This window comes from Curtobacterium sp. MCSS17_007, assembly GCF_003234175.2.
Taxonomy (GTDB): Bacteria; Actinomycetota; Actinomycetes; order Actinomycetales; family Microbacteriaceae; genus Curtobacterium.
The window spans coordinates 1,857,655-1,870,645 of sequence record NZ_CP126257.1; the positions used below are offsets into that span (position 1 = coordinate 1,857,655).

10 protein-coding genes and 1 tRNA gene are annotated in these 12,991 nt (G+C 74.3%); 8 read left to right on the forward strand and 3 right to left on the reverse strand.

What is annotated here, in order from left to right; genetic code table 11:
- The first annotated feature begins 56 nt into the window (after window positions 1-56).
- From DEJ22_RS08705 to DEJ22_RS08715, 3 genes are all read left to right on the forward strand, one after another.
- Window positions 57-128 (forward strand) — tRNA-Arg (locus DEJ22_RS08705).
- 364 nt (window positions 129-492) lie between these two features.
- The gene (locus tag DEJ22_RS08710) at window positions 493-4,440 is read left to right on the forward strand and encodes a Pls/PosA family non-ribosomal peptide synthetase (RefSeq protein ID WP_111226192.1); all 3,948 of its coding nucleotides are present in this window, start codon (window positions 493-495) and stop codon (window positions 4,438-4,440) included.
- Window positions 4,437-5,792 carry a M1 family metallopeptidase gene (locus tag DEJ22_RS08715; RefSeq protein ID WP_111226193.1) on the forward strand — a complete coding sequence of 452 codons (1,356 nt, stop codon included), beginning with the start codon at window positions 4,437-4,439 and terminating at the stop codon, window positions 5,790-5,792. Before DEJ22_RS08710 ends, DEJ22_RS08715 begins: the two co-directional genes overlap by 4 nt.
- On the opposite strand, the gene DEJ22_RS08720 is transcribed toward DEJ22_RS08715, so the two are convergent.
- Window positions 5,789-6,121, reverse strand: a complete 333-nt coding sequence (locus DEJ22_RS08720; RefSeq protein WP_111226194.1) for a helix-turn-helix transcriptional regulator — start codon at window positions 6,119-6,121, stop codon at window positions 5,789-5,791. The two genes, DEJ22_RS08715 and DEJ22_RS08720, sit on opposite strands and share 4 nt — an antisense overlap.
- A 45-nt stretch (window positions 6,122-6,166) precedes the next feature.
- Between DEJ22_RS08720 and map the strand changes: the two genes are divergently transcribed.
- Window positions 6,167-6,937, forward strand: coding sequence for a type I methionyl aminopeptidase (gene map / locus DEJ22_RS08725; protein WP_111226195.1), 771 nt, complete (start codon window positions 6,167-6,169; stop codon window positions 6,935-6,937).
- Here map and DEJ22_RS08730 read toward each other — a convergent pair.
- Window positions 6,918-7,505, reverse strand: a complete 588-nt coding sequence (locus DEJ22_RS08730; RefSeq protein ID WP_111226196.1) for a 4'-phosphopantetheinyl transferase superfamily protein — start codon at window positions 7,503-7,505, stop codon at window positions 6,918-6,920. The two genes, map and DEJ22_RS08730, sit on opposite strands and share 20 nt — an antisense overlap.
- 40 nt (window positions 7,506-7,545) lie before the next feature.
- Entirely contained in the window at window positions 7,546-7,749 is a 204-nt protein-coding gene (locus DEJ22_RS08735; RefSeq protein WP_058729997.1) for a hypothetical protein, read from the reverse strand.
- Window positions 7,750-7,953: 204 nt separating this feature from the next.
- On the opposite strand from DEJ22_RS08735, the gene DEJ22_RS08740 reads away from it, so the two are divergent.
- The 4 genes from DEJ22_RS08740 to DEJ22_RS08755 all read left to right on the forward strand — a co-directional run bounded on the left by DEJ22_RS08740 (window position 7,954) and on the right by DEJ22_RS08755 (window position 12,991).
- Window positions 7,954-9,846, forward strand: a complete 1,893-nt coding sequence (locus tag DEJ22_RS08740; protein ID WP_284174519.1) for a TPM domain-containing protein — start codon at window positions 7,954-7,956, stop codon at window positions 9,844-9,846.
- Between the two features lie 62 nt (window positions 9,847-9,908).
- Complete coding sequence (locus DEJ22_RS08745; RefSeq protein WP_111226198.1) at window positions 9,909-10,634, forward strand: PspA/IM30 family protein; 726 nt, start codon at window positions 9,909-9,911, stop codon at window positions 10,632-10,634.
- Window positions 10,635-10,679: 45 nt separating this feature from the next.
- Window positions 10,680-11,501, forward strand: coding sequence for an arginase family protein (locus tag DEJ22_RS08750; protein WP_111226199.1), 822 nt, complete (start codon window positions 10,680-10,682; stop codon window positions 11,499-11,501).
- Between the two features lie 86 nt (window positions 11,502-11,587).
- Entirely contained in the window at window positions 11,588-12,991 is a 1,404-nt protein-coding gene (locus DEJ22_RS08755) for a dihydrolipoyl dehydrogenase family protein (RefSeq protein ID WP_111226200.1), read from the forward strand.

The window sequence follows — 12,991 nt, forward strand, 5'->3', positions numbered from 1 at the left end:
GACACGCGCTGTCGGGAGCCGCTCGCGGGACCTGCTACGGTTGGTGTCACCCACGGGCCCCCATAGCTCAGGGGATAGAGCACTGCCCTCCGGAGGCAGGGGCGGAGGTTCGAATCCTCCTGGGGGCACAAGAAACTCCCGCGCAGGCGGACGTTCTCGCTTCGCTCGATCGGCCGCGCGCGAAGTCGCCTGCGGCGACCGTCCCCCGTCGTTGCGACCGCCACGTCCGGCTCGGTCCGCGTCGCGCGAAGTCGGCTGCGGCGACCGTCCCCCGTCGTTGCGACCGCCACGTCAGGCTCGGTCCGCGTCGCGCGAAGTCGCCTGCGGCGACCGTCCCCCGTCGTTGCGACCGCCACGTCCGGCTCGGTCCACGTCGCGCGGGGTCGCCTGCGGCCACCGTCCCCGATGGACGCGCCCGCCGCGCTCGTCACCACGCGCCGGACCGCCCGGTGTTTCCGGGGACGACACCCGGCGTCAGTATGATCCGCGCCGATGAGCACCGGCACCACGGACCTCCAGGCCCCCCTCGCCCGCGGCCAGTACGCACCCGCCCCGCGCACCCTCCTCGACGTCCTCGAGGCGACCGCGCGCGCCACGCCCGACGCCCTCGCGCTCGAGGACCCGGCTGGCACGATCGACTACGCGACGCTGCTGCGGCTCGTCCGGACGCAGGCCGACGACCTCGCCACGCGCGGCGTCCGGCGCGGCGACCGGGTCGGCGTGCGCATCCCGTCGGGCGGGCGCGACCTGTACCTGTCGATCCTCGCGGTCCTCGCGGCGGGTGCCGCCTACGTGCCGGTCGACGCGGACGACCCGGAGGAACGCGCCGCCCTGGTCTTCGGCGAGGCCGGGGTCGTCGGCGTGGTCGGGGCCGGCGGCGTCCTGCGCACGCGCGGGGACCCGGACGCCGAGCCCGCTCCCGTCGTCGCCCCGGGCGCCCGTGCCGGGACGCCGAGGGTCGAGGACGACGCCTGGGTGATCTTCACGTCCGGGTCCACGGGCGTGCCCAAGGGCGTCGCGGTGACACACCGCTCCGCAGCTGCCTTCGTCGACGCCGAGGCACGGATGTTCCTGCAGGACGCGCCGATCGGCCCCGGCGACCGCGTGCTCGCCGGCCTGAGCGTCGCGTTCGACGCCTCGTGCGAGGAGATGTGGCTGGCCTGGGGCCACGGCGCGTGCCTGGTGCCCGCCCCGCGGTCCCTCGTCCGCACCGGGGTCGACCTCGGCCCCTGGCTCATCGCGCACACGATCACCGTCGTGTCCACCGTGCCGACCCTCGCGGCACTGTGGCCCGACGACGCCCTCGAGCAGGTCCGGCTCGTGATCTTCGGCGGCGAAGCGTGCCCACCCGAACTGGCCGCCCGCATCGCGTCCCGCGACCGGGAGCTCTGGAACACCTACGGTCCGACCGAGGCGACCGTCGTCGCGTGCGGCGCCCTGATGGACGGCGGCCAGCCGGTGCGGATCGGCCTGCCGCTCGACGGGTGGGACCTGGCGGTCGTCGACGAGCAGGGCCGGCGGGTCGCCCCTGGCGGGGTGGGCGAGCTCGTCATCGGCGGGGTCGGCCTCGGCCGGTACCTCGACCCGGCGAAGGACGCCGAGAAGTACGCGCCCTTCCCGGAGCTCGGCTGGGACCGGGCGTACCGGAGCGGCGACCTCGTCCGCTACGAGCCCGAGGGGCTCGTCTTCCAGGGCCGCGCGGACGACCAGGTGAAGCTCGGCGGTCGCCGGATCGAGCTCGGGGAGGTCGACGCCGCACTGCAGGGCCTCGAGGACGTCGCCGGCGGGGCGGCCGTCGTGCAGCGCACCCCGGCCGGCAACCAGGTGCTGGTCGGCTACGTCGCTCCCGTGGCCGGCGCGACGATCGACACGGGCGCGGCGAACGCCCGCCTGCGCGAGGAGCTGCCCGCCGCCCTCGTGCCGCTCCTCGCGGTGGTCGACGCCCTGCCCACCAGGACGTCCGGCAAGGTCGACCGCGCCGCACTGCCGTGGCCGCTGCCCGGCGCCACCGACGCCGCGCTGCTCCCCGACACCGTGGCGTGGATCGCCGAGCGCTGGTCGGCGATCCTCGGGGTCCCGGTGACGAGCGTCGACGACGACTTCTTCGCCCACGGCGGCGGGTCGTTGACCGCCGCACAGCTCGTCTCCGCGATCCGCGAGCGCTTCCCGGTGACGACCGTCGCGGACGTCTACGACCACCCGCGCATCGGTGCCCTCGCCGCTGCCCTGGACGACGCCGGCCCCGCCGCTGCCGCGCGCCGTCCGGTGCGTCCGGTCGCGCCGACGACCGGGCTCCTGCTCACCCTGCTCGGCCTGCCGGTCCAGGTGCTCCGCGGCCTCCGGGTGCTGACGTGGACGGCACTCGTCGGGGCGGTCCTGCACGCGACCACGCTGCCCGTCGTCCCGGTCCTGCCCTGGTGGGCACTCGTCGTCGCGCTCCTGCTGTTCGTCACCCCGATCGGCAAGATGACGGTGACCGTCGTGCTCGCACGACTCCTGCTCGTCGGGGTCCGTCCGGGTGACCACCCCCGCGGCGGCTCGGTGCACGTGCGCGTCTGGCTCGCCGAACGCATCGCCGAGGCCGTCGACGGCCCCTCGACCGCCGGCGCCCCGTGGATCAGCTACTACGCGCGAGCGCTCGGAGCCCGCGTCGGCCGCGACGTCGACCTGCACACGCTGCCGCCGGTCACCGGCATGCTCACCGTCGGCAAGCGGGCATCGATCGAACCCGAGGTCGACCTCGCCGGGCACTGGGTCGACGGCGACCTGTTCCGGCTCGGGCACGTGCGGGTGGACGCGGACGCGGTGGTGCACAGCCGCTCGACCCTGCTGCCAGGGGCGCACGTCGGCGAGGGCGCCGAGGTCGAGGCCGGCTCCGCGGTGACCGGCCGGGTCCCCGCCGGGGAGCGCTGGGCGGGCTCGCCGGCGGAGCGCGTCGGGTCGGCCCGGCACGGACGGGAGGCACGTCCCCCTGCCCGACGCCGGTGGCTCGCCGCGTACGGGGTCGGCTCCGTCGTCGTGGCGGGTCTGCCCGTCGCGGGCGTCGCCGCCGGACTCGCGGTCGTGGTCGCGCTGGTCGGTCCGGCCGGCTCGATCGGCGCCGCGGTGCTCCGCGGGCTCGCCGCCGTCCCCGTCGCCACCCTCGTCGCGGGGCTCGTGTACGCCGTCCTCGTGGTCGCCGCCGTCCGGCTGCTGGCCCTCGGGCTCCGCGAGGGACGTCACCCGGTACGCTCCCGGTCCGGTTGGCAGGCCTGGTGCACCGAGCGGGTGCTCGACGCCGCCCGGACCCTGCTCTTCCCGCTGTACGCGTCGCTCGTCACCCCGGTGTGGCTGCGCGTCCTGGGTGCTCGCGTCGGTCGGGACACCGAGATCTCCACGGTGCTGCTCATCCCCTCGCTCACCCAGATCGCCTCCGGCGCCTTCCTGGCGGACGACACCATGGTCGCGACGTACGAGCTGGGCGGCGGCTACGTGCGCATCGGCCGGTCGAAGGTCGGTCGGCGGGCGTTCCTCGGCAACTCCGGCATGACCGGGGCCGGGCGGTCGGTCCCTCGCGAGGCCCTGGTCGCCGTCCTCTCCGCCGTGCCGAAGAAGGCCAAGCGCGGGTCGTCCTGGCTGGGATCGCCGCCGGTCCGGCTGCGCCGTGCCGCCGCCGAGTTCGACGAGGAGCGCACCTTCCGACCGCCGCGCCGGCTCAAGGTCGCCCGCGCGTGCTGGGAGCTGCTCCGCCTGGTCGCGCCGATGCTGTCCGGCGCGATCGCCCTCGGGGTCGCCGGGAGCCTGCTGGCACTGTGGTCCGCCGTCGGCATCGGTTGGACCGTGCTCCTCGCCGGTCCCGTGCTCATCGCCGCGGGAGCCGTTGCCGCCGCCGTCTCCACGGCCGCCAAGTGGGTCTTCGTCGGCCGGATCGACGCACGCGAGCACCCGCTCTGGTCGTCCTTCGTGTGGCGCAACGAGGTGCAGGACACCTTCGTCGAGACCGTGGCCCGGCCGTGGTTCGCAGAGCAGGCGACGGGCACGCCGGCGTTGGCCACGTGGCTCCGCAGCCTCGGCGCGGGCATCGGCCGCGGCACCTGGATCGAGACGTACTGGCTGCCGGAGGCGGACCTCGTGTCCATCGGCGACGGCGCGTCGGTCGCCCGCGGGACCGTGGTGCAGACGCACCTGTTCCACGACCGGGTGATGCAGCTCGACACCGTCCGGCTCGAGGACGGCGCCACCCTCGGCCCGCACAGCGTCGCCCTGCCCGCGTCGGGGATCGGTGCCGGCGCGACCGTGGGGCCGTCGTCGCTGGTGATGCGCGGCGAGCAGGTGCCCGGCGGGACCCAGTGGGCGGGCAACCCGATCGCCCCGTGGCCCTCCGCTCCGCCCGTACCGGTCGTGGAACGCACCGCACAGACCGACGGGGACCTCGTCGTGGCAGACTCGGCGGCACCGTGAAGCCGAACCCCGACGCCGACCCCTACACCCCGCACAGCGGCGACCGGCGGTGGAGCGCGCTGCACTACGACCTCCGCCTGGGCTACCGCGTGGCGACGAACCGGCTCGACGCCACGGCGACCGTGACCGGCCGCGCTGCGGAGCGCCTCGACCGGATCGTGCTCGACCTGCACGGCCTGCGCGTCGACCGCGTCGACGTCGACGGAGCCCGCGCGACCAAGGTGTCGTCGTCCACGCACAAGCTGACCGTCACGCCGGCCGAGCCCGTCGGCGGCGGCGCCGAGTTCACCGTGCACGTGCGCTACCGCGGAGCCCCGCACCCCCTGCGCAGCCCGTGGGGCCAGATCGGGTGGGAGGAGCTGACCGACGGCGTCATCGTGGCCGCGCAGCCCACCGGTGCCCCGTCCTGGTTCCCCTGCAACGACCGACCCGACGACAAGGCCACCTACCGCTTCGAGGTCACCGCCGAGACCGGCTACGACGTCGTCGCGAACGGCGACCTGCTCGGCCGCGAACGAGCACGGGCAGGGACGACCTGGACGTACGCCGTCACCGAGCCGATGGCGACGTACCTGGCGACCGTGCAGATCGGGCGCTACCGGACCACGACGCTGCACGGCGCCGCCCGCGCGACCGCCGCCGTCGGGACCCTGCCGACCGTGACGGTGCACCACCCGGCCGACATGACCGCCGCCGTCCGGACGGACTTCGGGCGGGTGCCCGACATGCTCGCCCTCTACGCGGACGTCTTCGGGCCGTACCCGTTCTCGTCGTACGGCATCGTCGTCACCGACGACGAGCTCGAGATCCCGCTCGAGGCGCACGGCCTGGCCGTCTTCGGGCGGAACCACGTCGACGGCGCGCACGGGACCGACCGCCTGATCGCCCACGAGCTCGCGCACCAGTGGTGGGGCAACTCGGTCACCGCCGCGCGGTGGCGGGACATCTGGCTGCACGAGGGCTTCGCCTGCTACGCCGAGTGGCTGTGGTCGGAGCACCGCGGTGGCGACACGGCCGACACGCTCGCGGAGCGCCACCGGACCGGGCTCCTCGCGGGTCCGCAGGACCTGGTGGTCGCCGACCCCGGGGCCGCCGACATGTTCGACGACCGGGTGTACAAGCGGGGCGCCCTGGCCCTGCACGCCGTCCGGCGGACCTTCGGCGACGCGGCGTTCACCGCCGGGCTGCGGACGATCACCGCGGCGCACCGGCACGGATCCGTCACATCGGCGGCCGTGTACGAGGCGTTCGCGACCGCCGCGGGCGTGCCGGTGCTCGCGGTGCGCCGGGTCACCGGACCCTGGATCGACGAGCCCGGCGTCCCCGCGCTCCCCGACGCCGGCGAGTCCTAGGACCGGACGCCACCGCTCGCAGCGACACCGGCACGTCCGAGGCCGCCCAGGGACGGGCGGGCGGTCGTGGGCGGGGTCTGCTGCAGGGAAGGGTGCACCGCTGCCCAGAGCTCGTCGAGCGAGAGTCCGACGACACCCGCGACGGCCGCGATCGTCGCGAAGGACGGCGTGGCGATCCGACCGGTCTCGATCTTCCGCAGCGTCTCCGGGGAGACCCCGGCGACGAGGGCGACGTCGAGCATCGAGCGGTCGCCGCGGGCGCGCCGCAGCAGCGCGCCGAGCCGGCGACCGCGTTCGAGCTCGTCCGGGCTGAGCGGGAGACGGACCATGCCCCGATACTAATGCCGGGCGAACAATACCGGTACGATCATCCCATGATCGAGATCCTCTCCCCCGCCGAACTCGACCGCGCCCGGCGGACCGGTGCGCTGGTCGGCACGATCCTGCAGACGCTGCGCGAGCGCACGACCGTCGGGACGAACCTGCTCGAGATCGACCGGTGGACACGGACGATGATCGAGGACGCCGGCGCCGAGTCCTGCTACGTCGACTACGCCCCGTCGTTCGGACGCGGGCCGTTCGGCCACCACGTCTGCACCGCCGTGAACGACGCCGTGCTGCACGGCATGCCCCACGACCGCGTGCTCGACGACGGCGACCTGCTCACCCTCGACCTCGCGGTCACCCTCGACGGGATCGCCGCGGACGCCGCGGTCAGCTTCGTCGTCGGCACGGCGGACCCGGCCGACACGGCGCTCGTCGAGGTCACCGAGCGCGCCCTCGCCGCGGGCATCGCCGCCGCCCGGCCGGGAGCCCGCACCGGGGACCTCTCGCACGCGATCGGCAGTGTGCTCACCGCAGCCGGCCACCGGGTGAACACCGAGTTCGGCGGCCACGGCATCGGCTCGACCATGCACCAGGACCCGCACGTGGCGAACACCGGACGCCCCGGGCGCGGCTACACCCTGCGGCCCGGACTCCTGCTCGCGCTCGAGCCGTGGGTCATGGCCGACACCGACGAGCTCGTCACCGATCCCGACGGGTGGACGCTCCGGAGCGCCACGGGGTCGCGCACGGCGCACACCGAGCACACGATCGCGATCACCGAGGACGGGGCCGAGGTCCTCACGAGGCCGACGCGCTGACGCGGTCCTCGACGACGACGGGGAGCCCACCGGAGGCGACCGCGAGCACGGTGCCCGACGCCGTCCACACCACGGTCACGGGTTCCTCGCGCCCCTCGAGACGGGCCACCGAGCGGCGCAGGTCGACCTCGACCGCCCTCGGGTCGACGCGCAGCCCGCGACCGTCACGCTTGAGCACCGCCTCCTTCACGGCCCAGGCCGCAGTGCGGTCCCGGTCGTCCCGGAGTCGTCGGCGCTCACGAGGACCGAAGGCGTCGAGCGACGCCGCCGCGACCCGGGCAACCTGCTCGAGATCGATCCCGAGGCGGTCGTCGGTCCTTCCCGGCCCGCTCACGACGGCGACCGCGGCCTGTCCCGGGCACCGGGCAGTGCTCACGGCGACGGCGGCACCCGCGGCGGTCGCCCACGGGCGGCCGTGACCGGTCGAGCCACAGTGCGGACACTCGCGCCCCGCGCGCACCGCGTCGACGTCGACGGCAGCGACCCGCGCGACGGCGGCGAGGAGTGCCTCCCGGTCGGCGCCGGGCGGGACGACCGTCACGAGGACGGCGCGGGTGGGGAGGTCCACTCGGTGAGCCTACCGACCGCGCCGTCCGGGGCCGGCGGCGTCAGGCGTGGGTGAGCGCGATGAGCGCGACGTTCATCGTGCTGTACGCACCCTCGGAGCGCGTGGCCTGGCGGACACGCCCGCGGAGGACCTCGTAGCGGCCGTCCTGCTCACGGACGAACCCGATGACGCCGCTCGCCGGCGTCGAGACGCGGTGGTAGCCGTCCTCCAGTGGGACGACCTCTGTGCTCGTCGTACGCTCCATCGCTTTCCCCTTCCGCTCGTCGTCGAACGATGGCCACCACCATACCCCGGTACGGGGTACAAATCCTCCACATGACGCTCGTCAGCAAGGGTTGCTCCGAGCATCCATCCGCTCTGTGCGTGGTCTGGATAGCATCGGGACGGCGGCGCCCGGGCGGGCGTCGTCGGGGGCACGTCGATTGCCCCGGCGACGGATGGAGGACGGATGCGAGCGGTCCACGACGGATCGAGCCCGGACGACCGCGGGGTGCTGCTGGTGCTGCGCCGACCACGACGTCGGACATCCCGGTCGACCGCGGGTCGCGGCGCCGGAGGGCCCGGTCGTGGTGCGCGACTGGTCGGCCGCCTGGCCGCGCTGCTCCTCGCCGCCGGGTCGGTGTTCGCGCCGGCGACCGCCGCTCACGCGACCGACCCCGTCGACCTCCGGGGCGCCTACGTCGTGGACGAGGCGGGCGCGCTCAGCAGCGCCGAGCGCTCCCGCGTGGAGCGGGCGGTCCAGGACCTGTACGACGAGACGCAGACCCAGCTCTACGTCGTGTACGTGCCGACCTTCACGAACCCGAGCGACCACACGGCCTGGGGCGACGCGCTCATGGAGCGCAACCAGATCGACTCGGACAGCATCGTGCTCGCCGTCGCGGTCGACGACCGGATCGCCGACATCCAGCAGACGAACGAGACCGCGCTCTCGCGCAGCGACGTCGAGTCCGCCTACCAGCAGGACGCCGTGCCGCAGCTCCGGGACGGTGCCTGGGCCGGTGCCGCGGTGGCGTTCGCCGACGGCCTCGTCGCCGGTCAGGCACCACCGGACCTCACGTGGTTGTGGGTGCTGCTGCTCGTGGTGGTGGTCGGACTCGTGGCCGTCGTCCTGGTCGTCCGGACGCGCAACAAGCGCAGGACGGCAGAGGCCGCACGCGCGCAGGAGGCCTCGTTGGCGGGTCTCGAGCGCAAGGCCGGAGCCGCACTCGTCACGATCGACGACGAGCTGCGCACCGCCGAGCAGGAAATCGGGTTCGCGACGGCCCAGTTCGGTGAGGACGCTGCGAAGCCCTTCGCCGAGGCCGTGGCGGCCGCCAAGAGGGACGTGCGTCAGGCATTCGCGTACCAGCAGCAGCTCGACGACGAGGTGCCGGACAGCCCGCAGCAGCGAGCCCAGTGGGCGAACCAGATCATCGCCATCTGCGAGCGGGCGCACGCGGCCATCGACCAGCAGACCGAGGCGTTCGACCGGCTCCGCTCCCTCGAGGACGGCGTCGAGGACGCCGCCACCGCACTCGCGTCCGCGGTCGCCGCGGCACCGTTGGACCTCGACGCCGCTCGTCGCTCGCTCGAGCGGGTGCGCGGCTCCTACGGCGGGCGGACGCTCGCGACGGTGTCCGACAACGTCGACCAGGCCGAGCGGGTGCTCGGCTACGCGACCGAGCGGTCCCGGGCGGCCACCGCCGCGATCGCAGCGGGTGACAAGGGCGAGGCGGTCATCGCCGTCCGCGACGCGCAGCACGCGCTCGCGCAGGTGCAGCAGCTGACCACGAGCGCGACCGGCGCCGAGCGGTCGTTCTCGGAGGCGGCGGCACGGGCCGACGCGATGCGCGTCGACATCGAGGGCGACGTCGCCGCCGCGCGCGCGATGCGTTCGGGCGACCCTGCGCTCGCATCGGCCGTCACCCGGGCCGAGACCGTCCTCCGACAGGGCGTCGACCCGCGGGACCCGATCGCAGCGGTCGACGCGCTCACGCGGGCGAACACCGACATCGACGCTGCCCTGGCCGCCGCTCGAGGGGCGCAGGAACAGCAGCAGCGCGCGCAGCGGGCCCTCGACGCCGCCCTGCGCGACGCCAGGGCGCGGATCAGCCAGGCCCGCGAGTTCATCTCGCTCCGTCGCGGCGCCGTCGGCCCGACCGCCAGGACCCGGTTGTCCGAGGCCGAGCGGGCGCTCGACGACGCGGTCGACCTCGCCACGAGCGACCCCGCCCGCGCCGTGCAGGCCGCACGGGCGGCCGAGCAGTACGCCGCCGCCGCGATGGACGCGGCCAACGACGACCTGGGCGGGTGGCCCGGTCAGGGCGGCGGCGGCTTCTCCGGCGGCGGCCGGTTCTGACCGGCGACACCGACGACACACACCAGCAGCAGGACGACAGACCTTCCACGAAAGGGAAAGCAATGGCAAAGCAGACGATCTTCGGCCGGATCTCCTCGCTCATCCGGGCGAACGTGAACCAGCTCATCGACGACGCCGAGGACCCGCAGAAGATGCTGGACCAGCTCGTGCGCGACTACACGAACAACATCGCGGACGCGAAGACCGCCATCGCGCAGACGATCGGCAACCTGCGCCTGCTCGAGCAGGACCACGAGGAGGACAAGCGCGCCGCCACCGAGTGGGGGCAGAAGGCCGCCAATGCCTCGGCAGCCGCCGACAAGTACCGCGCCGAGGGCAAGACCGCCGACGCGGACAAGTTCGACAACCTCGCGAAGATCGCGATCGGCAAGCAGATCGCCGCCGAGCAGGAAGTCAAGGACAACGAGGGCCCGCTCGCCACCCAGAACGAGCAGGTCGAGAAGCTCAAGTCCGGTCTCGCCGGCATGGAGCAGAAGCTCGAGCAGCTCCGGGCCAAGCGCGACTCGCTCGTCGCCCGCCAGAAGACGGCGGAGGCGCAGTCCAAGGTCAACGACGCGATCGGCAACATCGACATCACGGACCCGACGAGCGACCTCAACCGCTTCGAGGAGAAGGTCCGTCGCGAGGAGGCCAAGGTGCTCGGGCAGCAGGAACTGCAGGCGTCGAGCCTCGACGCGCAGTTCGAGAGCCTCGAGGACGTCGGACGCGACGCCGAGGTCGAGGCGCGTCTCGCCGCCCTGAAGAACGGCGGTTCCGGGTCGATCTGATCCGGTTCCCCGGACGACGCCGGACCGTGCTGCCAGACTGGGACGATGCAGTTCCTCGTCGTCGGTCAGTGGCAGGGTTCGGCGTCGTCGCGCGCGATGCGCCTCGGCGACGGAGCCCGGGCCATCGCGGCCGACCTGCCCCGTGCCGTCACCACCGTCGTCGACGTCCCCGCCGGTGCCGGCGACCGGCTCGAGACCGCGGTCGCACGGTACACATCGGTCCGCGCCGTCGCCGAGCGCGTGGCCGAGGAGGCAGGGGTCGCGAGCGAGGCCGTCCTGGTGGTCGGCGGCGACGGGTCCAGCGTCCTCGGTGCGACCGTGCTCGTGCGGCCGGACACCGCCTTCGTGCGCATCGCCGGATCGAGCGGCTACCGGTCGCTGAACCGGGCCCAACCGGTCGCGGCCGAGACCGCAGCGCTCCGGTTGCTCGTCGACCGACCGGACGGGCTGTTCCCCGACCTGCCGACGATCGCTCCCGGCGCCGTCGTGCTCGCCGGCGTCCGGGGGACCGACGAGGCAGAGCTCGCCGCACTCGACCGGATGGGCGTCACACACCTCGACGTCGACGCCGCGACACCCGACGTCCTCGCCGCCGCGGTCGACGCGACCGGGGCTGCGTCGGTCTTCGTGCACGTCGACCTGGACGTGCTCGACCCGGCCGAGGTGGACGGGCTGCTCGAGCCGGTGCCGTTCGGCCTCGACGCCTCCGGGCTGGTCGAACGGATCCAGGCGGCGACCCGCGGTCGTCGGCTGGTGGGCGCGGCCCTGACGGGATTCGCACCCGTCGACCCGGAACGAGCGGTCGACGACCTCGGCGTGATCCTCCGGGCGGTCGGTGCCCTGACGACGGCCGCACGCGCCGTCTGACACGATCCCGGGTTCCTGCTCGCCCGGCGTCCCGGGCGCGCACCGCACCCGGCCGGTCCCCCGCCGACCCGCGTAGGTTCGGGGGCATGACGGACTACGACCTCATCGTGATCGGAGCCGGCGCTGTCGGCGAGAACGTGGCGGACTACGCCCACAAGCGCGGCCTGTCGGTCGCCGTGGTCGAGGCCGAGCTGGTCGGCGGCGAGTGCTCCTACTGGGCGTGCATGCCGTCGAAGGCCCTGCTCCGCAGCGGGCACGCGGTCGCGGCGGCGAAGCGCGTCGACGGCGCCGCGCAGGCGGTCACCGGGCACGTGGACGCGGCGAAGGTCCTGGCGCGTCGCAACTCCTTCACCTCGGACTACCAGGACGACAGCCAGGTCGCCTGGCTCGAGTCCGCCGACATCGCCCTGATCCGCGGCCACGCCCGCATCACCGGTGCGAAGACGATCGAGGTGGGCGGCGAGACGCACACGGCGCGCGCCGCCGTCGCCGTCGTGACGGGTTCGCTGCACCAGCTGCCGGACGTGCCCGGACTCGCCGAGGCGCAGCCGTGGGGCACCCGCGAGGGGACCAGCGCGCAGCAGGTCCCGGAGAGCCTGCTCGTGATCGGTGGCGGTGTCGCCGGGTCCGAGCTGGCCACCGCCTGGGCCTCGCTCGGGTCGAAGGTCACCCTCGTCGCCCGGCACGGCCTGCTCGGCGGCATGGAGCCGTTCGCGGGCGAGCTCGTCGCCGACGCGATGCGCGACCTCGGCATCGACGTCCGCACCGGTGTGAGTCCCACGCGCGTGGACCGTGACGAGCACGGCCTGGTCACGACGACGCTCGACGACGGCACCACGGTCGTCACGAGCGAGGTCCTCGCCGCCACCGGACGCAAGCCGCACACGGCGGACCTCGGCCTCGAGTCGGTCGGCCTGACCGCCGGCGACTGGCTGCAGGTCGACGACACGATGCTCGTGCAGGGCACCGACTGGCTCTACGCCGTCGGGGACGTGAACCACCGCGCGCTCCTCACGCACCAGGGCAAGTACCAGGCACGCGCCGCCGGCGAGGCCATCGCGGCCCGCCACCAGGGACGTCCGGTCCACGCCGAGCCCTGGGGCGCACACGTCGCGACGGCCGACCACGCGGCGGTCCCGCAGGTCACGTTCACCGACCCGGAGGTCGCGAGCATCGGCCTGACCGAGGCAGCCGCACGCGAGCAGGGCATCGACGTCCGCGCGGTCGAGTACGACCTCGGTGCGGTCGCCGGTTCGGCGCTGCAGGCCGACGGCTACTCGGGGCGGGCCAAGATGGTCGTGGACGAGTCCCGCGGCGTGGTGGTCGGCGTGACCTTCGTCGGCCAGGACGTCGCCGAGATGCTGCACGCGGCGACCATCGCCGTCGTCGGCGAGGTCCCGGTCGACCGGCTCTGGCACGCGGTCCCGGCCTACCCGACGATGAACGAGGTCTGGCTGCGCCTGCTCGAGACCTACGGTCGCCCGGAGTAG